The 24,191-nt window shown below is 73.1% G+C and carries 15 protein-coding genes, 1 tRNA gene and 1 pseudogene; 5 read left to right on the top strand and 12 right to left on the bottom strand.

Annotation, left to right across the window (positions count from 1 at the left end; genetic code table 11):
- Position 1: 1 nt before the first annotated feature.
- From ACH47Z_RS42995 to ACH47Z_RS42965, 7 genes are all read right to left on the bottom strand, one after another.
- On the bottom strand, positions 2 to 10,828 hold the full coding sequence (locus ACH47Z_RS42995) for an amino acid adenylation domain-containing protein (protein ID WP_399084707.1): 10,827 nt from the start codon (positions 10,826 to 10,828) through the stop codon (positions 2 to 4).
- Positions 10,825 to 11,520: an FMN-binding negative transcriptional regulator gene (locus ACH47Z_RS42990; protein WP_399084704.1), complete on the bottom strand. Its 696-nt coding sequence runs from the start codon at positions 11,518 to 11,520 to the stop codon at positions 10,825 to 10,827. Before ACH47Z_RS42990 ends, ACH47Z_RS42995 begins: the two co-directional genes overlap by 4 nt.
- A gap of 1 nt (position 11,521) precedes the next feature.
- Positions 11,522 to 12,862, bottom strand: coding sequence for a lysine N(6)-hydroxylase/L-ornithine N(5)-oxygenase family protein (locus tag ACH47Z_RS42985; RefSeq protein ID WP_399084701.1), 1,341 nt, complete (start codon positions 12,860 to 12,862; stop codon positions 11,522 to 11,524).
- Positions 12,859 to 13,692: a phenylalanine 4-monooxygenase gene (locus ACH47Z_RS42980; RefSeq protein WP_399084698.1), complete on the bottom strand. Its 834-nt coding sequence runs from the start codon at positions 13,690 to 13,692 to the stop codon at positions 12,859 to 12,861. Before ACH47Z_RS42980 ends, ACH47Z_RS42985 begins: the two co-directional genes overlap by 4 nt.
- An 847-nt stretch (positions 13,693 to 14,539) precedes the next feature.
- Complete coding sequence (locus ACH47Z_RS42975) at positions 14,540 to 14,683, bottom strand: hypothetical protein (RefSeq protein ID WP_399084695.1); 144 nt, start codon at positions 14,681 to 14,683, stop codon at positions 14,540 to 14,542.
- Positions 14,684 to 15,006: 323 nt separating this feature from the next.
- Positions 15,007 to 15,080 (bottom strand) — tRNA-Pro (locus tag ACH47Z_RS42970).
- Positions 15,081 to 15,127: 47 nt separating this feature from the next.
- Positions 15,128 to 16,555, bottom strand: a complete 1,428-nt coding sequence (locus tag ACH47Z_RS42965) for an MFS transporter (RefSeq protein WP_399084692.1) — start codon at positions 16,553 to 16,555, stop codon at positions 15,128 to 15,130.
- A gap of 152 nt (positions 16,556 to 16,707) precedes the next feature.
- Here ACH47Z_RS42965 and ACH47Z_RS42960 point away from each other — a divergent pair, with 152 nt between their 5' ends.
- Complete coding sequence (locus ACH47Z_RS42960) at positions 16,708 to 17,286, top strand: TetR/AcrR family transcriptional regulator (protein ID WP_399084689.1); 579 nt, start codon at positions 16,708 to 16,710, stop codon at positions 17,284 to 17,286.
- Positions 17,287 to 17,416: 130 nt separating this feature from the next.
- Positions 17,417 to 17,761, top strand: coding sequence for a cupin domain-containing protein (locus ACH47Z_RS42955; RefSeq protein WP_399084687.1), 345 nt, complete (start codon positions 17,417 to 17,419; stop codon positions 17,759 to 17,761).
- On the opposite strand, the gene ACH47Z_RS42950 is transcribed toward ACH47Z_RS42955, so the two are convergent.
- Positions 17,751 to 18,359 (bottom strand): poly-gamma-glutamate hydrolase family protein, encoded by a 609-nt coding sequence (locus ACH47Z_RS42950; RefSeq protein WP_399084684.1) that lies wholly within the window; start codon positions 18,357 to 18,359, stop codon positions 17,751 to 17,753. The two genes, ACH47Z_RS42955 and ACH47Z_RS42950, sit on opposite strands and share 11 nt — an antisense overlap.
- A gap of 10 nt (positions 18,360 to 18,369) precedes the next feature.
- Positions 18,370 to 19,401 carry a LacI family DNA-binding transcriptional regulator gene (locus tag ACH47Z_RS42945; protein ID WP_399084681.1) on the bottom strand — a complete coding sequence of 344 codons (1,032 nt, stop codon included), beginning with the start codon at positions 19,399 to 19,401 and terminating at the stop codon, positions 18,370 to 18,372.
- Positions 19,402 to 19,525: 124 nt separating this feature from the next.
- Between ACH47Z_RS42945 and ACH47Z_RS42940 the strand changes: the two genes are divergently transcribed.
- From ACH47Z_RS42940 to ACH47Z_RS42930, 3 genes are read left to right on the top strand one after another with little or no spacing between them, the layout of a single operon-like run.
- Positions 19,526 to 20,692, top strand: coding sequence for a phytanoyl-CoA dioxygenase family protein (locus tag ACH47Z_RS42940; protein WP_399084678.1), 1,167 nt, complete (start codon positions 19,526 to 19,528; stop codon positions 20,690 to 20,692).
- Positions 20,693 to 20,707: 15 nt separating this feature from the next.
- Positions 20,708 to 21,484 (top strand): SDR family oxidoreductase, encoded by a 777-nt coding sequence (locus tag ACH47Z_RS42935; RefSeq protein ID WP_399084675.1) that lies wholly within the window; start codon positions 20,708 to 20,710, stop codon positions 21,482 to 21,484.
- Positions 21,485 to 21,518: 34 nt separating this feature from the next.
- Positions 21,519 to 22,523 (top strand): Gfo/Idh/MocA family oxidoreductase, encoded by a 1,005-nt coding sequence (locus ACH47Z_RS42930; protein ID WP_399084672.1) that lies wholly within the window; start codon positions 21,519 to 21,521, stop codon positions 22,521 to 22,523.
- Between the two features lie 58 nt (positions 22,524 to 22,581).
- Here ACH47Z_RS42930 and ACH47Z_RS42925 read toward each other — a convergent pair whose 3' ends face one another.
- From ACH47Z_RS42925 to ACH47Z_RS42915, 3 genes and pseudogenes are all read right to left on the bottom strand, one after another.
- Positions 22,582 to 22,776 (bottom strand): hypothetical protein, encoded by a 195-nt coding sequence (locus ACH47Z_RS42925; protein ID WP_399084669.1) that lies wholly within the window; start codon positions 22,774 to 22,776, stop codon positions 22,582 to 22,584.
- A gap of 129 nt (positions 22,777 to 22,905) precedes the next feature.
- Positions 22,906 to 23,814, bottom strand: a complete 909-nt coding sequence (locus ACH47Z_RS42920; RefSeq protein ID WP_399084666.1) for a sugar phosphate isomerase/epimerase family protein — start codon at positions 23,812 to 23,814, stop codon at positions 22,906 to 22,908.
- A gap of 2 nt (positions 23,815 to 23,816) precedes the next feature.
- Positions 23,817 to 24,191: pseudogene (locus ACH47Z_RS42915) on the bottom strand (sugar ABC transporter ATP-binding protein); the annotation flags it as partial.

Below are 24,191 nucleotides of genomic sequence, written 5' to 3'. Positions count from 1 at the left end.
CTCAGTCATGGGTGGTCCCCTCCAGCGGGTCCGGTGCGTGCAGTGTGGAGACGGGCAGGGCGGGATCGGCGAGTGCGGCCCGGAGCAGTGCGGTGGTGCCGGCGAGCAGGCCGTCCACGGTGGGCCGGTCGAGGGCGGCGGCGCGGTGGACGACGTGTCCGGTGAGGCCTCCGTCGGCGTCCTCGACCAGGTGCACCTCAAGATGCCAGCGGGCGTAGGCCTGTTCGCCGGTGAACGGCTCGACGCGGGCGCCGGGCAGGCCGAGTTCGCCCAGTTCGACGTTGACCAGCTGGAACACGACGTCGACCAGCGGCTGTTCGGGGTCCAGGCCGAGGCCCTCCACGACGCGTTCCCAGGGCAGTGCCTGGTGGGCGTAGGCATCGACGGCGGTGTCCCGGACCCGGGCCAGCAGGCCGGCGAAGGACGGGTCGCCGGAGAGGTCGACGCGCAGGGGCACGAAGTTGGCGAAGAAGCCGATCAGCCCTTCGACCTCGGCCCGGGTACGGCCGGCCACCGGGGAGCCGACGGCGAGGTCGTCCGTGCCCGCCCAGCGGGCGAGCGTGGCCGTGAAGGCGGCCAGCAGGGTCATGTACAGGGTGGCGTCGTGCTCGGCGCCGATCCGGCGGGCGGCGTCGACCAGTTCGGCGGGCAGCCGCCACTCGGTCAGCACACCGGTGTCGTCGTGGGCCGCGCCGGCCGGGACGCCCGGCAGGGCGAGGGGCCGCAGCCCGTCCAGTCGGCGGCGCCAGTGGTCGAGCTGGGCGTCGAGCGTGGCACCGGTGAGCCAGGAGCGCTGCCAGACGGCGAAGTCGCCGTACTGGACGGGCAGTTCGGGCAGGTCGGCCGGGCGGCCCTCGCGCAGTGCCGCGTAGATGTCGGACAGTTCGGTCCACAGGACGCCCTGGGACCAGCCGTCGGTGGCGATGTGATGCACCGTCAGCAGCAGGACGTGGTCGTCCGGGGCGATCCGCAGCAGGGCGGGCCGCAGCACGGGTCCCGAGACGAGGTCGAACGGCCGGGCGGCGGCCTCGTCGGCCAGGGCGCGGGCGGCGGTCTCGTCGGGGACGTCCACCGGGTCCAGCACGATGTCCGTGGCGGGCAGGATCACCGACGCGGGCTCGTCGCCGGGCACGAACACCGTGCGCAGCGCCTCGTGCCGGCGGACGACCTCGGTCAGGGCACGGCCCAGCAGGTCCGCGTCGAGATCGCCGGTGATGCGTACGGCCAGCGGGATCGTCCAGATCGGATTGCCCGGGTCGGCCTCGTGCAGCCGCCACAGCCGCAGCTGGCCCAGCGACAGCGGCAACGGCTCGTGCCGGGACACCGGTACCAGCGGTGGTACGGCGGCGCGCGGCGACACGGCGACGACCTCGGCGAGCGCGCGCGGCGTGCGATGCTGGAACAGCTCCCGCAGGGACACCTCGGCGTCCAGCACCTCGCGGATCCGGGCGACCGTGCGGGCCGCGACCAGCGAGTGTCCGCCGAGCGCGAAGAAGTCGTCGTCGATGCCGACCCGCCCGGTCTCCAGTACCTCGGCGAACACCTCGCACAGCGCCTTCTCCTCGGCGGTGCGGGGCGCGGTGAAGCCGGTGTCGAGCGTGGTGCGCAGATCGGGGGCGGGCAGCGCGGCGCGGTCGATCTTGCCGGTGGTGGTCAGCGGGAACGCGTCCAGCGGGACGAGCGCCGAGGGCACCATGTAGTCCGGTACGGCGTCGGCCAGATGGGCCCGCAGCCGGGCGGGCAGCCCGCCGTCCGTGCCGGGAACGGGCACGACGTAGCCGACGAGCCGCTTGACGCCCGGGACGTCCTCGCGGGCGACGACCACGACGCGGGTGACCTCGGGGTGCCGCAGCAGGACGGCCTCGACCTCGCCGAGTTCCACGCGGAAGCCGCGGATCTTGACCTGGTGGTCGAGCCGGCCCAGGAACTCCAGGCTGCCGTCGGGCCGCCAGCGGCCCAGGTCGCCGGTGCGGTAGAGGCGGGAACCGGGCGGGCCGAACGGGTCGGCCACGAACTTCTGCGCCGTCAGTTCCGGTTTGCCGACGTATCCGCGGGCGAGTCCGGGGCCGGCGAAGCACAGTTCGCCCGCCACGCCGACGGGGACCGGTCGCAGCCGGTCGTCCAGCACGTAGGCGCGGGAGTTGTCGACCGGCTTGCCCAGGTGTGCGGTCTGCGGCCAGTCGGCGACGTCACCGGGCAGGGTGGAGGAGGTGACGACCTGGATCTCGGTGGAGCCGTAGTGGTTGTGCAGCCGCAGCAGGGGCCGGGCGGCGCAGAACTCGCGCAGCACGCCGTCGAGCGTGAGCGGCTCGCCCGCCTGGGAGATGTGCCGCAGCGAGGTGAGCCGGGCCCGGCCGGCGTTGGCCTCCTCGGCGAGCGCGCGGATCATCAGGTTGGGCACGAAGATCTGCTCGATGGCCCGCTCGTCGAGCCAGCGGGCGAAGCGGGCGGGGTCGCGGCGGGTCTCCTCGGTGGGGACGACCAGCGTCTCGCCGTACAGGAGCGCGGAGAGCACCTCCTGCACATGCACGTCGAAGGTGAGGGCGGTGAACTGCGCGGTCCGCGTGCCGGGTCCGCCCGGTACCGCCTTCTTCTGCCAGGCGAGCATGTTGACCACGCACCGGGCGGGCATGGCGATGCCCTTGGGTACGCCGGTGGAGCCGGAGGTGTAGACGACGTACGCGAGCGAGTCGGGGCCCGGCCGCCGCGTCACCTCGCCCGGGAGCGGCCCGAGTGGGGCCGGGGCGTCCACGAGGACGAGGGCGGTGGTCTCGGCGAAGACGTCCGCGTGCGCCCGGTCGGTGACCGCGACGGTCATCCGGGCGTCGTCCACGATGAGCCGGATCCGGTCCCGGGGGTGGTTCGGGTCGATCGGCACATAGGCCGCGCCGGCCTTGAGGATGCCGACCAGGCCGGCGATCATCACCGTGCTGCGCTCCAGGCACAGGCCGACGAGGTCGTCCGGCCGTACCCCGTGCGCCCGCAGTCCGGCGGCGATCCGCTCGGCCTCGCGGTCCAGTTCGGCGTAGGTGAGGGACTCGTCCTCGCACTCCACGGCACGGGCGTCGGGGGTGCGGGCGACCTGCTCGGCGAACAGCTCGGCGAGCGAGGCGTCCCGGTACGGCAGCGCCGTGTCGTTCCACCGCTCCAGCAGCTGGTGCCGGTCGGCGTCGCCCAGCAGGGAGAGCGCGGACAGCGGCGCGTCCGGGTCGGCGAGGGCCGTACGCAGCAGGACCGTGAGGTGGTGGAGCATCCGGCGGACCGTCTCGGCCTCGAACAGCGCGGTGGCGTGCAGCACGGTGCCGCGCACCCGGTCGCCGTCCTCGGTGAGGTGCACCTCGAGGTCGACCCGGGTGAAGGCGTGCTCGTCCAGCAGCGGTTCCAGGCGGGCGGCGCCGAGCCGGTCGCCCTTGTCCGCGGGCGCCCGCATGAGCTGGAACACCACCTGGACCAGCGGGTTGCGGGACAGGTCCCGCTCGGGCGCCAGCGTCTCCACCAGGTGCTCGAAGGGCAGGTCCTGGTGGTCCATGGCGCCGACCACCGTCTCCCGTACCCGGCCCAGCAGTTCGCGGAAGGTCGGGTCGCCGGACACGTCGGTGCGCAGCACCAGCATGTTGACGAAGAAGCCGATCAGCCGCTCCACCTCGGGGCGGGTGCGGCCCGCCACCGGGGCGCCGACGGCGACGTCCTCGGTTCCGGCGAACCGCGCCAGGACCACGGTGAAGGCGGTCAGCAGCGTCATGTAGAGGGTGGCGCCCTCGCCGTCGCCGAACGCGCGCGCGGCCCGGACCAGGTCCTCGGGCAGTTCCCACGGCTGGGAGGCACCCGCCGAGCCGGCGACCGGGGGCCGGCGCCGGTCCAGGGGCAGTTCCAGGGGGCGCAGCCCGGCGAGCCGGGCCCGCCAGTAGGCCAGGTGCCGCTCCTGCTCGGCGCCGGTGATCCGATCCTGCTGCCAGATCGCGAAGTCGCCGTACTGGACGGGCAGTTCGGGCAGGTCGGCGGCGTGTCCGGCCAGCTCGGCGCGGTAGGCCTCGGCCAGCTCGCCCCAGAAGACGGCGTGCGACCAGCCGTCGGTGACCGCGTGGTGCGCGGTGATCAGGACGGCGTGGTCCTCGGGCGCGAGCCGCAGCACGCGGGCGCGCAGCAGCGGTCCCCGGGCCAGGTCGAAGGGGCGCGCGGCGTCCGCCTCGGCGAGGGTGCGCAGCTCGGCCTCCCCGGCGATGTCGGTGACCTCCAGGCGGAGCGGGGCCGCGGGCCGGACGACGGCGACCGGCTCGCCGCTGTCGGCGGCGAAGACGGTGCGCAGCGTCTCGTGGCGGGCGACCACCAGGGACAGGGCCCGGCCCAGGGCGTCGACGTCGAGCGGGCCGCGGGCGCGGACGCCCATCGCCACGTTCCAGAAGCCGCTGTCCGGGGTGAGCCGGTCCAGGAACCACAGGCGCCGCTGGGAGGACGACAGCGGGAGCGGGCCGGTGCGGCGGGCCGGGCGGATCAGGTCCGTCACCGCGCCGGGCGCGCCGAGGGTCTCGGCCAGCCGGCGCGGGGTGCGCCGTTCGAACACCGCCTGGAGCGGCGCGTCGGGCCCGAACCGGGCGCGGATCCGCGCGATGGCCCGGGTGGCCAGCAGCGAGTGCCCGCCGAGGGTGAAGAAGTCGTCGTCGGCGCCCACCGGGTGCACCTCCAGCACCTCGGCGAAGATCTCGCACAGCACCCGCTCCGCCTCCGTCGCGGGCGGGACGTACCCGCTCTCGGCGACCGAGCGGCTGTCGGGGGCGGGCAGCGCCCGGCGGTCGATCTTGCCGGTGGTGGACAGCGGGAACGCGTCGAGCGCGACGAACGCCGACGGCACCATGTAGTCGGGTACGGCGCCTGCGGCGTGGGCGCGCAGCGCGGGCAGCACGCTGTGGTCGGCCTCCGGCTCCAGCACGACGTAGGCCACCAGGCGCTTGTCGCCCGGGATGTCCTCGCGTACGGCGACGGTGACCTGCGAGACCGCCGGGTGCCGCAGCAGCGCGGCCTCGACCTCGCCGGGTTCCACCCGGAAGCCGCGGATCTTGACCTGGACGTCGGCGCGGCCGAGGAACTCCAGCGCGCCGCCGGGCAGCCAGCGTACGACGTCGCCCGTGCGGTACATCCGCTCGCCCGGCCCGCCCCACGGGTCCGGTACGAACTTCTCGGCGGTCAGGGCGGGCAGGCCCAGGTAGCCGCGGGCCACCCGGGGCCCGGCGATGACCAGTTCGCCCGCCACGCCCAGCGGCGCCGGGCGCAGGGCGTCGTCGAGGACGTACACCCGGGTGTTGTCGATGGGGGCTCCGATCGGCACCCGGGAGCCGGCGAGCCGGAAGCCCGGCTCCATCGGGAACAGGGTGGCGAACGCGGTCGCCTCGGTCGGCCCGTAGGCGTCGACCACGGTCAGGTGCGGGTGGGCGGACATCACCTGGGCGACGGTCTCGCCGGACACGGCCTCGCCGCCGGTGAGCACCTCGCGCAGCCCGCCGAAGCAGTCCATGCACTCCTCGGCGAGGAGGCTGAACAGGGGTGCGGGCAGGCACATGGCGGTGACGCCGTGCTCGCGGATGAGCCGGTCGAAGGTGTCCGGTTCGACGTGTTCGTCGGCGGCGACGACGATCTGCTTGCCCGCCAGCAGGAACGGCCACAGCTCGTAGGTGGAGATGTCGGTGGCCAGCGGGTAGTGCAGCAGGACCCGTTCGTGGTTGCCGTTGCTCCAGCGGCGGTCGGCGGCCAGCACGACGACGTTGCGGTGGGTCACGGCCACGCCCTTGGGCTCGCCGCTGGAGCCGGAGGTGTAGATGACGTACGCCGTCGTGTCGGGGTGCGGGTCGATACCGGGGTCGGTGTCGGGGCCGGGTCCCGGGTCGGTCACGTCGAGCACGGTGATGCCGTCGGTGCCGGGCACCGGGCGGTCGGCGATGACGACCCGCAGCCCGGAGGTGGCCACGATGCGCTCGGTGCGGCCCGCGGGGTTGCGCGGGTCGAGCGGCACATAGGCGGCGCCCGCCTTGAGCACGCCCAGGACGGCGGCCACCATGCCGGTGGAGCGTCCGGTGGCCACGCCGACCGATTCGTCGGCGCCGACACCGTGGGCCAGCAGGAGGTGGGCGAAGCGGTTGGCCCGCCGGTCCAGTTCCGCGTAGGTCACGCGTTCGTCGCCGCAGATCAGGGCGACGGCGTCGGGGGTGCGGGCGGCCTGTTCGGCGTAGCGCCGGGGCACGGAGCCGTCCGGCAGCGGTGCGGCGGTGTCGTTCCAGGCGATCAGGGTGCGGTGCCGGTCGGCCGCGTCCAGCAGGGTCGCCGCGGACACCGGCCGGTCGGGGTCGGCGAGGACCTCGCCGAGCACGACGGACACATGGTGCATCAGCTGGCGGACGGTGTCGGCGTCGAACAGGTCGGCCGCGTACAGGACGGTCGCGCCGACCTCGTCCCCGGCCTCGACCGCGTGCACCTCCAGGTCCATCCGGGTGTACGCGTGGTCGATGTCGAACGGCTCGGCCTCGGCGCCCTGCCACCAGGGCCGCCGGGGCGCGTCGGTGAGCAGCTGGAACGCCACCTGCACCAGCGGGTTGCGGGACAGGTCGCGCTCCGGGCGCAGCCGTTCGACCAGGTGCTCGAACGGCACGTCCTGGTGCTCCACGGCGCCGACCACCGACTCCCGTACCCGGCCGAGGAGTTCCCGGAAGGTCGGGTCGCCGGTCAGGTCGGTGCGGACGGCGACGATGTTGACGAAGAAGCCGATCAGCCCCTCGGTCTCGGCGCGGGTCCGGCCGGCCGTCGGCGAGCCCACGGCGACGTCCCCGGTGCGGGCGTACCGGGCGAGGACGAGGGTGAACGCGGCCAGCAGCACCATGTACAGCGTGGCGCCCTCCTGCGCGGCGACGGCCCGGGCGTCCCGGATCACCTCGGCGGGCAGCCGCCACGGCAGGGTGCCGGCCCGGCCGGTGGCGACGGCGGGCCGGGCCTTGTCCAGCGGCAGTTCCAGCGGGGCCAGGCCGGCCAGCCGCTCGGTCCAGTAGCCGGCCCGGCGCTCCAGTACGTCGCCGGAGAGCCAGGACCGCTGCCAGACGGCGTAGTCGCCGTACTGCACGGGCAGTTCGGGCAGCGCGGTGCCGTCGTACGCGGCGGCCACCTCGGCCCACAGCAGCGCCTGGGACCAGCCGTCGGTCGCGATGTGGTGGACGGCGACGACGAGGACGTGGTCGTCGGGGGCGAGCCGGAGCAGCGTGGCGCGCAGCAGTGGGCCGTGCGTCAGGTCGAACCCGGTGGACAGCTCGGCGGAGGCCGCGGCCCGCGCCGCGTCGGTGTCCGGTACGTCGGTCACCCGCAGGGTGACCGGTGCGGCGGCGCCGACGACGGCGGCGGGCACGCCGTCCGCGACGGTGAAGGTGGTGCGCAGGGTCTCGTGGCGGGCGACGACCGCGGACAGGGCGCCGGCGAGCCGCTCCACCTCCAGCGGTCCGCGGACCCGCAGGGCGCCGCCGGAGGTGTAGGAGGCGCTGCCGGGGGTGAGCTGGTCCAGGAACCACATCCGCTGCTGGGCGAAGGACAGCGGCAGCGGCCGGTCGCGGTCCGCCGGCCGCAGCGGCGGCGCCGGGTCGGCCGGGCCCGCGGCACCGGTGACGACCGCGGCGAGGGTCCGCGGGGTGCGGTGCTCGAACACCTCTCGCAGCGGTATCTCGGTGCCGAACTCACGGGCGACGCGGGCGACGAGGCGGGTGGCGAGCAGCGAGTGCCCGCCGCGTACGAAGAAGTCGTCCTCGGCGCCGAACGCGTCGGTGCCGAGCAGCTCGGCGAAGAGGGCGCACAGCGCCCGCTCGGCGTCGGTGCGCGGGGCGGCCGCGCCGGTGTCCGCCGTCTCGGCCGGGGCGGGCAGCGCGGCGCGGTCGACCTTGCCGGTGGCGGTCAGCGGCAGCGCGTCGGCGAGGACGAACGCCGAGGGCACCAGGTAGTCGGGGAGGGCTGCGGCGGCGTGGGCGCGCAGGGCGGCGGTGTCGGTGGTGTGGCCGGTACGCGGGACGACGTGGGCGACGAGCCGCTTGCCGGCCGGGCCGTCGCCGCGCACCACGACGACGGCGTGGGCGACGGCGGGATGGGCGGCGAGGACGGCCTCGACCTCGCCGGGCTCCACCCGCAGGCCGCGCAGCTTCGCCTGGTCGTCGGCCCGGCCCAGGAACTCCAGGACGCCGTCGGGGCGGCGGCGCACCACGTCGCCGGTGCGGTACATGCGGCTGCCCACCGGTCCGAACGGGTCGGGCAGGAAGCGTTCGGCGGTGGCCTCCGGCCGGCCGGCGTAGCCGCGGGCCAGGCGCGGGCCGCCGACGTACAGCTCGCCGGGCACGCCGAACGGGACGGGCCGCAGCCGGTCGTCGAGGACGTGGGCGCGGGCGTTGTCCAGGGGGCTGCCGATGGGCACCCGGCCGCCGGGGGCCGGGTCGGCCGGCGCGATCGGGTGGAGGGTGGCGAAGGTGGTGGTCTCGGTGGGGCCGTAGCCGTTGACGACCGTCAGGTCCGGGTGGGCGGCGCGGACGCGGGCCACGGTCGCGGGGGACACGGTGTCGCCGCCGACGACGAGTTCGCGGACGCCGGCCAGGCAGGTGACGTCCTCCTCGGCCACGAGGTCGAAGAGGCCGGAGGTCAGCCACAGCGCGGTGACACCGTGTTCGGCGACGACGCGGGCGAGGGCGCGCGGTCCGAGGGCGCCGGGCGGGGCCACGACCACGCGGTGGCCGGACAGCAGCGGGGCCCACAGTTCGTAGGTGGCGGCGTCGAACGCCTGTGGCGAGTGCAGCAGCACCCGGTCGTGGGCGGCGCCGGACCAGCGCCGGTGCAGGGCGAGGGCGGCGACGGCGCGATGGGTCGTGGCGACGGCCTTGGGCGTGCCGGTGGAGCCGGAGGTGGACATCACGTACGCCAGGCCGTCGGGGGCGACGGTGACCGGCGGGGCGGTGTCGGGGGCGGTGTCCGGGACGGCGCGCAGGTCCACCGCTGGCAGATGTCCGGTGCCGGCGGGTGCGGGGCCGCCGTCGGTGAGCAGCAGTGCGGCGCCGGTGTCGGCGAGGACGGCCTGGGTCCGGGCGGCCGGGTTGCGGACGTCGAGCGGCAGGTAGGCGCCGCCCGCCTTGAGCACCGCGAGGACGGCGACGACCAGCTGTGCGGAGCGTGCGGTCGCCAGCGCGACGACGCGCTCGGGTCCGACTCCGTGGCCGGCGAGTACGTGGGCGAGCCGGTTGGCCGCACGGTCCAGTTGGGCGTAGGTGAGCCGGTCGGTCCCGTCGGCGACGGCGACGGCGTCCGGTGTCCGCGCGGCCTGCGCGGCGAACAGCTCGGGCAGCGAGGCCTCGGGGAGCGTCACCTCCGTGCCCCGGGCCGCCCGCTCCAGCGCGGCGTCCTCGTCGGCGTCGGTCATCGGCAGCCGGGACAGGGGCCGGTCGGGCTCGGCGCAGGCGGCGCGGAGCAGCTGAGTGAGGTGGCGGGCCAGCCGTTCGACGGTCTCCCGGTCGAACAGGGCGCGGCTGTAGTTGATCAGTCCCCCGACGCCGTCTTCGGCGTCCTCGCCGAGGTAGACCTCCAGGTCCATGCGGGTGAAGGCGCGGTCGCCGGCGAAGGGTTCGGTGGTGGTGCCGGGGAACGGCGCGGGGCGGGCGGCGGGCCGGGGCACGTACTGGAAGACGACCTGGGCCAGCGGGTTGCGGGACAGGTCGCGCTCCGGGACCAGCCGCTCCACGAGGTACTCGAACGGCACGTCCTGGTGGGCCATCTCGTCCACCGAGGCGGCGCGGACGCGTTCGACCAGCTCCGCGAAGGTGGGGTCGCCCCCGAGGTCGGTGCGGGTGACGACGGTGTTGACGAAGAACCCGATCAGTTGCTCGACCTCGGCCACGGGCCGGCCGGCGACCGGCTGGGCGACGGCGACGTCCTCGGTGCGGGCGTGCCGTCCGAGGACCGCGCTGAACGCGGCGAGCAGGGTCATGTGCAGGGTCGCGCCCTGCCGTGCGGCGACGGCCCGGGCGGCGGCGACGGTGTCCGCCGGCAGCCGCCAGGTGACGACGCCGCCCTCGGCGGAGGCCACGGCGGGGCGCGGCCGGTCGAGCGGCAGTTCCAGGGGGGCGAGGCCGGCCAGGCGCCCCTGCCAGAACTCCAGCCGCCGCTCCAGTACGGCGGGCGGAAGGGTACGGCGCTGCCAGGCTGCGAAGTCGGCGTACTGCACGGGCAGTTCGGGCAGCGTAGGCTCCCGGCCGTCGGCCAGGGCGGTGTAGGCCGTGGCCAGTTCGGCCCACAGCAGGCCGTGCGACCAGCCGTCGGTGGCGATGTGATGCACCGTCAGCAGCAGGATCCGGTCGTCGGGGGCGAGCCGCAGCACGCGGGCGCGGAGCAGGGGGCCCTTGGTGAGGTCGAAGGGGCGCGCGGCCTCCTCGCCGGCCAGCCGCTCGGCGTCGGCCTCGTCCGCGGCCTCGGTCACGGGTACGGGCACCTGCTCCGGCGGCAGGACGACGGCACCGGGCACGCCGTCGTGGTCGGCGAAGACGGTGCGCAGGGTCTCGTGGCGGGCCACGACGTGGCTCAGCGCCCGGGACAGCAGCCCGACGTCCAGCGGGCCGCGTACGCGCACGGCCGTACCGAAGTTGTAGAAGGCGCTGTCCGGCATCAGCCGGTCGAGGAACCACAGCCGCTGCTGGGCGAAGGAGAGTTCCAGGGACTGGTCCCGGGGGACGCGGGTGATGCGCGCCGGTGTCGCGGCTGTTCTCGCCGTGCGCTCCCGGAGCCGGTTCAGTGCCGAGTCCAGTCCCGGCCGTCGCGGGTTCCCCTGGGTCATCCGGCTGCCTCTCGCTCCTCGTCGGCATCGGTGAGTCCGTGGGCGCGCATCATGTTCGCCAGTGCGCGATGGGTGCCCGACTCGCTTGCTTCGAACTGCTCGGCCACGCTCCGGCGCATCGCCGCGGGCTTCTCCTGGCTGAGCTTGAACATGGTCTGGACGAAGTCGACCCGCAGGGTGAAGGCGCCGACGCCGGGTGCGATCTGCCGGAAGTAGTCGAGGGAGGACTCCTGGTCCCAGCCGCGCCCGAATCCGGCCTCCAGTCGCCGGGCGGTGTCGGAGACGATGTCCAGCACGTCGGCGGGGTCGGCGGTGGGCCGCAGTGTGCCGGTCACGTGTACGGCGGTGAAGTCCCAGGTCGGTGCCGCGGGTGTGACGTCGTAGACCGTCGGCGAGACATAGCCGTGCGGGCCCTGGAAGACGATGAGCGCCCGGTCACCGGCGCGCATCCGGCGCCACTGCGGGTTCTGGACGTTCATGTGGCCGATCAGGGTGGATCCGGTCAGGGGTGCCGTTCCCGCGGCGACGGCCCCCGCGTCGGCCCCGTCGGGCCCGTGCCGGAACAGCACCGGCGCGTGGGTGGCCACCGGAACGTCCTCGTGCGTGGTGACGACCAGTGCGAGTGGATGGTGCTGCAGAAACGCCAGGACGACGCCGTCGCGGTCCTCGCGGTACAGCGGACGCTCGTACACCTCAGCCCCTGTTCCCCGCTACTGCCTTGCTTCCCGTGGCGCGGTCCGGATCGCGTCGGCCGCCGATGATCGACTGGGCGATCTCGCCCGCGCGGACCGCGACCATGGACAGCAGCGTGGAGGCGATGCCGTGGGACGCCTCGGTGGCGCCCTGGACGTAGATGCCGCACCGGACGTCCCCGGTGGTGCTGAGCCGGTAGTCACGGCCGATGAGCAGCTGCCCCGTCTCGTCACGGCGGAGCGCGTCGGCGACACCGCCGAGGAGGTCCGCCGGGTCGGCGGACTCGTACCCGGTGGCGTACACGACCAGGTCGGCGTCGAGGTCGGTGAGTTCGCCCGTGGGCAGGAACTCCACGCGGACCGCGACGCTGTCGCCGCGGGGTTCGACGGACACCAGGCGTGAGGCGTTCATCAGCCGCAGGCGCGGGGTGCCGGTCACCTTCTGCTCGTACTGGCGGCGGTACAGGCCGTGCAGGACGTCCTCGTCGACCACGGCGTAGTTGGTGCCGCTGTGGTAGCGCAGGATGGCCTGCCTGACCTCGGGCGGGGCGAAGTAGAAGTCGTCCACGGCGGCCGGGTCGAAGACGCGGTTCGCGAAGGGGCTCGAGTCGGCGACGCTGTAGCCGTAGCGGGCGAACACCGCGGCGACCTCGGCCTGCGGGTAGCGCTCCATGAGGTGCGCGGCGACCTCGGCCGCGCTCTGGCCGGCGCCGACCACGACGGCCCGCCGGGGCGGCCGCTCGTCGAACGCGGGCAGCCGGTGCAGCAACTGCGAGCTGTGCCAGACGCGTTCACCGGTCTCTGCGCCCTCGGGGAGCCGGGGGCGCAGGCCGGGGGCGATGACGAGGTTTCTGGTGCGCGCGACCACCCGGTCGCCCGCGAGCACGTCGAGGGCGACGACCTCACCGGCGTCGGTCACCGGTCGCACGCCGGTGGCCTCGACGCCGTACCGGACCAGGTGGCGCAGGCGTTCGGCGGCCCACTGGAGGTAGTCGTGGTACTCGATCCGCGAGGGCAGCAGGGTGTGCTGGTTGATGAAATCGACCAGTCGGCCCTTTTCCTGTAGATAGGAAAGGAAGCCGAAATCGCTGGTGGGGTTCCGCATGGTGGCGATGTCCTTGAGGAAGGACACCTGGAGCGATGCCCCCTCGATGAGCATCCCGCGATGCCAGCCGAATTCCTGTTGCTTCTCCAGGAAAAGGGCCCGCCCCGCGCCGTCTGATTCGTGGAGCGCCACCGCCAGGGCGAGATTCGCCGCACCGAATCCGATTCCGGTGACGTCCAGGACTTCCGATTCCGGGCTCTGCTCCGCAGTGGGTGGGGGTCCTGCGAGCCGGGTCATATATCAACCGCCAAGAGTTTTTCAATGGATGTGTCGTCGCAGGACGCCCAGAATTCACCTGCGACGTCCTCCAGGTGTGCGAGGGAACGCGCGCTGTACAGGGTGGTCTGGTACTGGGTGATGTCGTAGTCGACGCGGGCCATGTCGGCGATGTCCAGCGGCCGGATCTCGGCGGAGCGGAAGTGCTCGAGCTCGCCGTAGGAGGAGACGATGCTGGCGCCGTAGGCCCGCGGCCCGTCGGCGGCGTCCAGCAGGCCGCACTCGATCGTGAACCAGAAGGTCTTGGCGACGAACTGGACGGCTGTCTCGGATTCGACCCTGCGTACGGCCTCGCCGGCCAGGCGGTACAGCGCGGCGAACCGGTCGTCGGCCATGGCGCTGCCGTGCCCGATGACCTCGTGGAGGATGTCCGGCTCGGTGGAGTAGAAGGGGGTCGCGCCGTCGCGGAGGTACTGGGTCGAATGGAAGTACTCGTCGGCGAGGGAGCCGCAGAACAGGGCGAAAGGAACCACACCGGCCGCGGGCCGGAGGCGGAATCCGGTCAGCCGGTCAAGCCGGTCGGACACGTCCTGCAACTGCGGAACGCCGTCCGTGGCCACCCCGAGCCGCTCGGCCGCGTCGCGGAACTCCGGCGCGGCCAGGTGCCGGTGCCGCTCCGCCAGCCGCTCGGACACGAGCCGCCACAGGGCGTGCTCGGCGTCCGTGTATTCGACTTCCGGAATGGGTTCGCCGAGTACGTGGTCCGCGGCACGCGCGGCTATTTCGTCACGCCGCTGCCGATACGCCGACGGCTCGGCAGCCAGGCTCGGCGCGTCCGAGCTGTTGTGCACGATATTCCCCCTGCTTTCATCGGCGGAAGGCAGGAGACACGGTCCGAAACTGGTCTGGATCGGACGCCCCTATATCAGCCTTCCCCCGTCCAGCCGATCTATTGAAACCGTACACGCCACCCACGACACTGGCAAGAATCTTCCGGTGTCCGCTATGGGCAATTTGATCATGCTTGTGACTGATTACAGCGCTCTTACATCAACCGATAACACCTAAACGAAAAGGCCCCGCAGGCTCTCGCCCGCGAAGAATCCCGTCGTTCCGACGACATCCCGCGACTCGGGGGCCGATGCGCGCGCCAGAAGTGGCCAGGAAGCGGTCCACGCCCGACTGGGGGACCCGGTACGCGGGCCATGGTCCTGGTGAATCCTTCGGGTTCATCGGGTGCAGAAGACGTGGGTGTCGCCGGCACGGCCCCCCTCGCCCCGCTACGGACAGCACGCTCGGCGGCGGGGCGAGGGGAGCGGACCCGGGATTCAGTGCCCGGGCTCGGCGAACGCGAAGTCCGTCGACGCGATCACGGTGACCTCGTGGTCGTCGTTCCCGAACTCGTCCAGCGTGGTGTTGGTGTGGCGGACCACCTGCTCTCCGGTCAGATGGTCGTTGCCGTCGGTGGTGTGGCAGTCCGTCAGCCCGGCTCGTCGTCGTGCTGGACGAAGATGACCGGGACACCCTCCTCGCGCGCGCGGTCGATCACCCGGGCCATCCGTTCGATCACTCCCTCGCGGTCGTGGATGTGGGGGTTGTCCGGGCATGACGGCTGAGGACTCGTTGGAGCCCGGGACGCGCCGCGCGCCGCTGCCGCACGGTCGGTGATCCGGCGGCCTTCCCCCCGTACACGGGCCGTCATCCTGTCCGCCCCGACCTGCGACGCACGGGGCGCAGACAGCACTGCGGGGCCGGTTTCCAGACGGCCAGCCGGATGCCCAGGTCCTTCTCCGTCGCGGTGCGCAGGACCTCCGCCGCGACCGCCACGTCCAGGATGGCCATGCGAACGGATTGCTGACCACGATGTCCGTGTCGGCCTTGCGTCCCGGGTGCGTCCCCACGATGACGCCGCCGACCGTGGCGTCCACACGCCGTACCGAGGCCGCCGCCTCGACCCAGGGGTGCACCTCACCCGCCGGGGACAGCAGTCGGCCCTGCCGGCTCATCGGAGCCAGTGCACGTGCCACGCAAGATCGCTGGGCACGGATGCCTGTCCACCACTCAGCGGTACGCGCACCCGGGCATGGACCACATCACCAGCGCACATAATCAAGAGGCCGTACCGGATCACTCCAGCACGGCCTCTGACCTCCGACTTCGCAAAGTCGGGACGACAGGATTTGAACCTGCGACCCCTTGACCCCCAGTCAAGTGCGCTACCAAGCTGCGCCACGTCCCGTTGCGGTACCACCCGGGGTGTCCCCCGCGTGATCACGCAGGTCAACCCTACCGCACCCGGGCCGGTGCCCGTGTCACCCCCGTCGTGGCAGGTGCCGTTGCACCGTCGGGGCGGCGGGCCGGGACCAGGAGGGCGGCACCCGTCGCGGCCAGGCAGAGGAGGGCGAGCAGGGTCCAGCCGTGGGTGTAGCCGGAGGCGTAGGGCAGGCCGGAGGGCTGGAGGCGGCCGGTCACCAGGACGCTGGTCAGCGCCGCGCCGATGGAGCCGCCGATGGTGCGGATGTTGGCGTTCATACCGGTCGCGGCGCCGGTCTGCTCGGGCGGGACGCTGCCGACGATCAGGTTGGCCATGGAGGCGAAGGCGAGTCCGATGCCCAGGCCGAACACCCCGGCGACCACGGCGATCTGCCACTGGGCGTCATGCCAGAGGGTGAGAATGCCGCAGGCCAGCGCGCCGAGCGCGGCACCTGTGGTGAGCAACGCCTTGGCGCCGACGCGGGGTTCGAGGCGGCCCGAGAGGACGCCGGAGAGGAACATCGCCAGCAGCATCGGCAGCATGAGCAGGCCGGAGGTGGTGACACTGGCGCCGAAGCCGTAACCGGCCACGGACGGCGTCTGGACGAAGCCGGGCAGGAAGGACCAGATCGCGTACATGCCCGCACCGAAGAGCAGGGCCGCCGCGTTGGTCGTCCACACCGCCGGCAACCGCATCACGCGCAGGTCGATCAGCGGGGTGCGGGAGCGGGCCTCGGCGGTCAGCCACACGGCGAACAGGACGACGGCGGCGGCGAACAGGCCGAGCACCTTCGGCGAGCCCCAGCCCCACTGCCCGGCCTGGCTCAGCGGCAGCAGCAGGGCCACCAGCCATGCGGAGAGCAGTGCGGCGCCGGACCAACTCACCTTCCCCTGGGCCCGCTTGGGCGACTCGGGGACGTACCGTACGGCGATCAGCACGGTGGCGGCGACGACCGCCACCGGGATCCAGAAGAGCCAGCGGTAGTCGAGCGCCGAGACGATCGGCCCGGCGGCCACCATGCCGACCCCGCCGCCGGCGGCGATCACCGCGGAGAGGTTGCTGATGCTGCCGCCGACCTCGGCCGCGGCGAACTCGTCCCGGATGATGCCGAAGGACAGCGGGAAGAGGGCGCCGCCGACGCCCTGGACGACCCGGGCGACGATGAGGACACCGATGTCCGGGGCCAGCGCGGCGATGAGACAGCCCGCGAGGACGGCCAGCAGGACGGCGACGAGTGTGCGTTTCCTGCCCACGAGGTCGCCGACCCGGCCGAGGATCGGGGTGAAGACCGAGGCGGACAGCAGATACGCCGTCATCACCCAGGTCGCGGTCGACTGGGAGGTGTGCAGGGCGTGCTGGACGGTCGGCAGGGCCGGCGCGATCAGCGACTGCAGCATGGAGAACACGCCGGCACCGGTCGCGAGGACCGCGAAGGTGAGGCGGGTGGACGTGCGGGGCATGACGGAGCCTCTCCGGAAATCCGGGACAGGGAAGGTGGAGTGCACGAGCGATTGCTAAAGTGGAGGTGCCCCTCCACTCTAACGGAGGTGCGCCTCCGCTTCAAGATGCGGAGGTGATCCTCCGGATCATTCCGAGCCCCCAGGAGGCAGCAGTGACGGCCACGCCGTTCCCCGTCGGCGAGATCGTGGCGGCCCGCCGGCCGCACCGAAAGGACGCCGCCCGCAACTTCGACGCCCTGCTCGCGGCCGCCCGCGAGGCGTTCGCCGAACACGGCTCGGACGCCTCCCTGGAGGACATCGCGCGGCGCGCGGGCGTCGGCATCGGCACCCTGTACAGGAACTTCCCCACCCGCCGCGACCTGTTCGAGAGCGTCTACGCCGACGAGGTGAACACCCTGTGCCAGGCGGCCCTGGAGGTCGCCGACCGGGAGCCGTGGGAGGCGCTGACGGCGTGGCTGGACCGGTTCGCCGGGTACATGGTCACCAAGCGCGCGGTGCGGGAGGCGCTCAACGACGAGTCGGAGATCTTCCAGTCTTGCCGCGAGTCGATGTTCTCCGCCGGGGGCCCGCTGCTGGAGCGCGCGCAGCAGGCCGGGGTGGCACGGGCGGACATGGGCTTCGCCGACCTGGTGCGGATGGTCGCCGGGATCACGGCCACGGCCTTCGACGACGACGTCCAGCGCGACCGGGTACTGGCGATCGCCCTGGACGGCGTACGCACCCACCGCTGAGCGGGATTCGCCGATGCACTGCGCTCCTTGGGGAGTTGCCGTGCCCCCCGACGAAGTGTCCCGCGACCGGCCCCGACACCCCACACACTGTCGGCCCCGGCCCGCCCGGCGCGCTGGCTAGGGTCGCCCCATGACACACAGCTTCGCGCTCCACATCCCCGACGCCGACCTCGAACCCGAGCCCCTCGCCCCGGAGCAGATCGTCTCCGGTACCCCGGAGGTCACCGGGAAGGTGGTCTGGGAGTCCGAGGACGGCCGGCAGATCCGCGGGATCTGGCAGATCACCCCCGGCGTGGTCACGGACACGGAGGCGGACGAGCTGTTCGTGGTGATCAGCGGGTCGGCGACGATCGAGGTCGAGGACGGGCCGGTGCTGACGGTGGGGCCGGGCGACATGGCCGTGCTGCGGGCCGGCGACCGTACGACCTGGACGGTGCACGAGACGCTGCGCAAGGCCTACGCGATCAATCTGTGACCCCGGGCACCGGGAGCGTCCGGGCGAGTTGACGGACCCCGGCGACCAACGCCTCGACCACGGGCTGCGGCGGGTCGTTCGACGCCCCCGTGGTGCGGGCCGGGAGCGGGAGTTCCACCTGGACGCCGGCCAGCCGGGTGAGGTTGACCGGGTTCCTTGAGTGCAGTCCGCGCAGGCCGGCCGGTATCTCGTCCAGGTCCGTCACGATCTTGAACCGGGGCTCGAGGACGGCCAGTTCGCGGGCCAGGACGAGCGCCGCCGCGCGGTTGCCGCCGCCGAGGTAGAGGGGGTGCGACGCCTGGTCCCGCAGGTGCCCGTGCAGGGAGACCGTGAGGGGGACCCGCTCCAGGAACGCGCGCAGCAGCGCGCAGTGGTCGACGGCCATGCGCCGGGACGGGATGTGCACGGGCACGGCCGCCCCCGGCTGGGTGAAGACGAGGCTGGTGGCGCCGCAGCGCCGGGCGACCGTCTCGGCGAGCTGGGCCGTGCCCCCTTCGACGGCGCCGTGCAGCGCCAGCAGGCCGATGCCGGCCCGGCCCGGTTCGAGGGTCGCGAGCAGCGGTACGCCGTCGATCTCCAGATGCTCGGTGCGGATCACTGACGCTCCCTCACTCCCCTGGCTTGGCAGGCATGTTGTACGGCGTGACGACCTGGATCGCGGAGGGCAGCGCCGGCCCGGCCGGGGGCAGCGCGCCGTGCGCCCGCATCACCAGGTGGCAGGCCTCGCGCATGTCCTGGCGCAGATCGTGGTGGAGCACGGCGGACAGCCGGTGCTCGCGCAGCAGGCGGGTGTTGTCGTGGTCGAGGTCGTGGGCGATGAACACCGCGCACGCGCGGCCGAGGTCGGCGAAGGCGCGCAGGGTGGCGTTGTTGCCGCCGCCGATGGAGTACACGGCGCGGATCTCCGGGTCCCGTTCCAGCGCGGCACGGACGAGGTCGTACTGGGTGGCGTCCAGGCCCTGTCCCTCGGCGATCTCCACCAGGGTGCGCTGCGGTTGCCGGGCCCGCATCACGCTGCGGAAGCCCATCTCGCGCTCCTCCTCGTTGCGGAAGAAGCCGCTGCTGAGGCTGGTGAGGACATTGCCGGGCCGGTCGCCGAGCCACTGCCCCATCAGATAGGCGGCGGTGGCGCCGGCGGCCCGGTTGTCGCTGCCGACGTAGCCGACCCTGCCGCTGGCGGGCAGGTCGGTGACCAGGGTGACGACCGGGATGCCGGCCGCGGTGAGCCGGCCCACGGCGGCGGTGACCTCGGGGACGTCCGGCGCCTTGAGGATCACGCCCTGGGAGCCGCGCCGGGCGATCCGGTCCAGCGTCCTGACCTGCTCGGCGGCCGGGCCGGTCTCGCGGAAGTGGAAGCGGGAGCGGACCACCGCCGGGTGCAGCGCGGGCAGTTCGGCCTCCAGGGCGGCGCGGACGGCCGTCGAGAACCGCTCGGGCGCCTGCACCACGATGTCGACCATGAACGTACGGCCCACCAGCCGGACCTGGGTGCGCTGCCGGTCGAGGTCGGCGATGGCCCGGCGCACCTCCTGCGCGGTGCTCTCCCGCACCCCTCCCCTGCCGTTCAGCACGCGGTCCACGGTGGCCTCGCTGAGACCCGCCTGACGTGCGATTTCCCGGATCGGGAACGGATGGCCCACGGCCCGCCTCCTTGAGGGGTTTTTGATGGCCAGCTGCTGGTTGTTCGAGGGGTTTGTACTGACAAGAATGACAGGGCCGGGCCGCCCGCGTGGCCGCACGCCCCCTTTCGAAGAGAGGACACCGATGTCCGTCGCCTCCGCGCCAGGCCACGCCTGGCTGTCCGAGCAGGACTGCGACCTCGACGCCTTCCGCGCCCTCATCGACCGGACGACCCGCCTCGCGGACTACCCGCACGCCTCCTCCGTGCGGGACGACGTCCTGCTGTACGACGCCGAGCGGCTGCGCAGGGCCGATGACCAGGGCATGCTGCGGGCCGAGCTGGTGCGGGCGCTCGCCGACGGCCCCGGGATCGTCGTCGTACAGGGCGCCTTCCCGGAGCCGGCGGTCGTCGACGGGCTCACCGCCGTCTTCGAGGCGCTCATCGCCGAGCAGCGGGCCTCCGGGGCCACCGCCGGCGACCACTTCGCGAAGCCGGGCGCCAACGACCGGGTGTGGAACGCGCTGGAGAAGGCGGCCCTGTACGACCCGGAGGCGTTCGCCGACTACTACGCCAACGACATCCTCGCCCTGGTCTCCACGGCCTGGCTGGGCCCCGGCTACCAGGTGACCTCGCAGGTCAACGTGGTCAACCCGGGTGGCGCCGGCCAGACCGTGCACCGCGACTACCACCTCGGTTTCCTGAGCAACGCGGTGGCGGCCGCCTATCCGGCGCATGTGCACCGGCTCTCCCCCGTGCTCACGCTGCAGGGCGCGGTCGCCCACTGCGACATGCCGGTGGAGTCGGGTCCGACGCTGTATCTGCCGTACTCCCAGCTGTACGAGCCGGGTTATCTGGCCTGGCGGCTCCCGGAGTTCCAGGCGTACTTCGACGAGCACCACGTCCAGCTGCCGCTCGCCAAGGGCGACGCGGTCTTCTTCAACCCCGCGCTCTTCCACGCGGCCGGCGGCAACCGGACGGCCGACGTACGGCGCACCGCCAATCTGCTCCAGGTCTCGTCCGCGTTCGGGCGGGCGATGGAGACGGTGGACCGGGAGGCGGTCGCCAACGCGGTCTTCCCAGTGCTGTTGCGGCGTGCGGCGGAGGGCACGGATCAGGCGTGGCTGGAGCATGTGATCGCGGCGAGCGCCGAGGGCTACCCCTTCCCGACGAACCTCGACAGCGACCCGCCGGTGGACGGTCTGGCCCCGCCCTCACAGGCGGACCTGGTACGGCGGGCGGTGCGCGAGGAATGGGATCCGGAGCTGCTGCGGACGCGGCTGCGGGCGGGCGCCGAACGGCGCGAGAGCTGAAAGGGCAAGCACATCATGGGACTTCTCGACGGCAAGGTGGTGCTCGTCAACGGCGGCAGCCAGGGCGTGGGGGCCGCGATCGCGCGGGCCGCCGTACGCGAGGGCGCCGTCGTGGCGGTCACGGGCCGGCGCACCGAACCGGGTGAGGCGCTGGTGACCGAGCTGGCGGCGGCCGGCGGCACCGCGATGTTCGTACGCGCCGACCTCGCGGACGCCGAGCAGGCCAAGGCGGCGGTCGCCGAGGTGGTGGACGACTACGGCCGGATCGACTGCCTGGTGAACTCGGCGGGCCTGACCTCCCGGGGCACGCTGCTGGACACCACCCCGGAGCTGTTCGACCAGCACATCGCGATCAACCTGAAGGGGCCGTTCTTCGCGATGCAGGCGGCGGTCGCCGACATGGTGGCCCGCAAGGCGCCCGGCACGATCGTCAACATCATCACCTCGTCGGCGCACGGCGGGCAGCCGTTCCTCGCGCCGTACGTCGCCGCGAAGGCGGGCCTCGTCGGTCTGACCCGGAACGCGGCGCACGCCCACCGCTGGGACCGGATCCGGATCAACGGCCTGAACATCGGCTGGACGGCCACGGAGGGCGAGGACGCCACGCAGCGCGCCTTCCACGGCGCCGGCGACGACTGGCGCGAGCAGGCCGCGGCGCGGCTGCCGATGGGCAAGCTCGGCCAGCCGGACGAAATCGCCGACTTCGTGGTCCTCCTGCTGTCCGACCGCTCGGGCGTGGTCACGGGCTCGGTGATCGACTGGGACCAGAACGTCCTCGGCGGCCTCGACTAGAACTCCGCACCCACACCCTAGGAGCAGCACGCCCATGCGTATCGGAATCCTCGGCCTCGGCCGCATCGGCGCCTTCCACGCCGAGACCCTCTCCAGCCTCGACGTCGTCGACTCGCTCGTCGTCACCGACCCGTTCGCGGACGCGGCCAAGGCCGCCGCCGAGCGGTTCGGGGCCGAGGTCGTGGACTCGCCGGAGGCGCTGCTGGCCGCCGGCGTGGACGGCATCGTGGTGGCGGCCGCCACCGACGCCCACCCCGCCCTGATCCTGGCCGGCGTCGAAGCCGGCATCCCGGTCTTCTGCGAGAAGCCCGTCGCCAGGACGATGGCCGAGGGCGTCGACGTGCTCAAGGCCGTGCAGGACAGCGGCGTGCCGATCCAGATCGGCTACAACCGGCGCTTCGACGCGGGCTTCGTGGCCGCCCGGGCCGCCGTGCGGGTGGGCGAGCTGGGCAAGCTGCACACCGTCCGCTCCACGACCCTGGACCCGGCGCCGCCGCCCGCCGCGTACGTCGCCGCTTCGGGCGGTATCTTCCGCGACTGTTCCGTGCACGACTTCGACATCATCCGCTGGGTGACGGGCCGTGAGGTCACCGAGGTGTACGCGGTGGGCGGCAACCGGGGCGCCGACTACATCAAGGAGGCGGGCGACGCCGACACCACCGGCGCGATCCTCACCCTGGACGACGGCACGATCGCGGTGGTGTCCAACTCCCGCCACAACGCCCGGGGTTACGACGTCCGGATGGAGCTGCACGGCTTCACGGACTCCATCGCCGTGGGCCTGGACGACAAGCTTCCGCTGCGCTCGGTCGAGCCCGGTGTGACCTTCCCGTCCGGCACCCCGCACGACTTCTTCATGGACCGTTTCACCGACGCCTACCGCGCCGAACTGACCGCGTTCACCGAGGTCGTGTCCGGCGCCCGCCCGTCCCCGTGCACGATCGAGGACGCCCTGGAGGCCGGCTGGATCGCCGAGGCCTGCACCCTGTCCCTGCACGAACACCGCCCGGTGACGATCGCGGAGGTCCGCCGGGCGTGAACCGGCCGTGAACGAACAGGAGCGGCGCCGGGCACGTCCCCGGCGCCGTTCCCGTGTCTCAACCGCAGTAGCGGATCAGCCACTCGTCCGGGTTGTACGTGTCCCGCGCCGGGTCCGGTGTGGTCGCCGGCCTGGTCTCCACCATGTCCTGCGGGCGTATCCGCTCGGGCAGCGTGCCGTAGCGATCGTGGCGCGAGGCTGCCGCGCCGTCCGTCTCCCGGGGCGCCCTCCGTGCTTCCGTGCGGTGTGTCATCGCGTCCTCCCGTCTGCGCGGGCCTCCCCCGTCATCCTCACAACGCCCGCGTGCCCCCGGTTGGTTCCCGGCCGCTTCCTGGCCGAATCCACCGGGGGCACGTAGGAAAACCCTCGACGAGAGGCGCCGCTACGCCCCGCAGGACCGGAGAAACGCCCGGGTCCGCCGGGCGATCGGCAGCGGAGTGTCCGGCTCGCACGGGTACATGTCCTGCTCGACGATCGCGAACAGCTCCACGCCCAGCCGCTGGGCCGCCTCCATGACCGGCCCCAACTCCGGCACACCGGTGGGCGGTTCGCACATCACCCCCTGTGCCACGGCCGGCCCGAACGGGGTCCCCTTCGCGTGGACGTCGGCCAGGATCGCCGGGTCCACCTGCTTGAGGTGGAGGTAGCCGATGCGCTCGCCGTAGGTCTCGATCAGCTTGACGCTGTCCCCGCCGCAGTAGGCGTAGTGCCCGGTGTCCAGGCAGAGGTTGACCAGCTCGGTGTCGGTCGAGTCCAGGAACCGTTCGACGTGGTCCTCGGTGTCGATGTGGGTGTCGGCGTGCGGGTGGACCACGATGTCCAGGCCGTACGTCTCCTTGACCTCGTGGCCGAGCCGCTCCATGCCCTTGGTCAGATGCGCCCACTGCTCGGCGGTCAGCTCCGGCGGCTCCAGGATCTCGGCGGTCTTGTCGTCCCGCCAGAAGGAGGGGATGACCACCAGGTGCCGGGCGCCCATGGCCTGGGTGAGCGCGGCGACCTGGCTGACGTGCGCCCAGGTCTCCTCCCAGACGGACGGCCCGCGGTGCATGCCGGTGAAGACCGTGCCCGCCGAGACCCTGAGGTTCCGCCGGGCCACCTCGTCCCTGAGTCGCGCCGGGTCGGTGGGGAGGTAGCCGTACGGGCCGAGTTCGATCCACTCGTAGCTGGCCTCGGCGACCTCGTCCAGGAAGCGGTCCCAGGGGACCTGCTGCGGGTCGTCGGGGAACCAGACGCCCCAGGAGTCGGGGGCCGAGCCAACCCGGATGCGGTCCAGCGGGGTGGAGTGCGCCATGGTCAGGGGGTTCCTTCCGGGGAGTGCGCCACAGGTGCGGTGAGGTCGCTCTCCTCGGGGAGTTCCTCGGTGTCGACGCCGCGTACCTGGGCCAGTTCGTGCTTGAGCGCGGCGAGTTCGGCACCGCCGGCCATGTGGTTGGTCAGCTCCTCCAGGCTCACCTCGCTGCGGTCCGCGCTCAGCTCCAGCGTGCCCAGCCGCAGGACGCTGAAGTGGTCGCCGGCCATGTAGGCGTGATGGGGGTTGTGGGTGATGAAGATGACGCCCAGACCCCGGTCACGGGCGGCGGCGATGTACTTCAGCACCACACCCGACTGCTTGACCCCCAGGGCGGCGGTCGGCTCGTCCAGGATCAGCACACGCGCGCCGAAGTGGAC

This window comes from Streptomyces sp. NPDC020192 (assembly GCF_044388685.1).
Lineage (GTDB): Bacteria > Actinomycetota > Actinomycetes > Streptomycetales > Streptomycetaceae > Streptomyces.
Note: the sequence above shows the minus strand (reverse complement) of the source record. Positions and strands in the feature narration are given on the sequence as shown.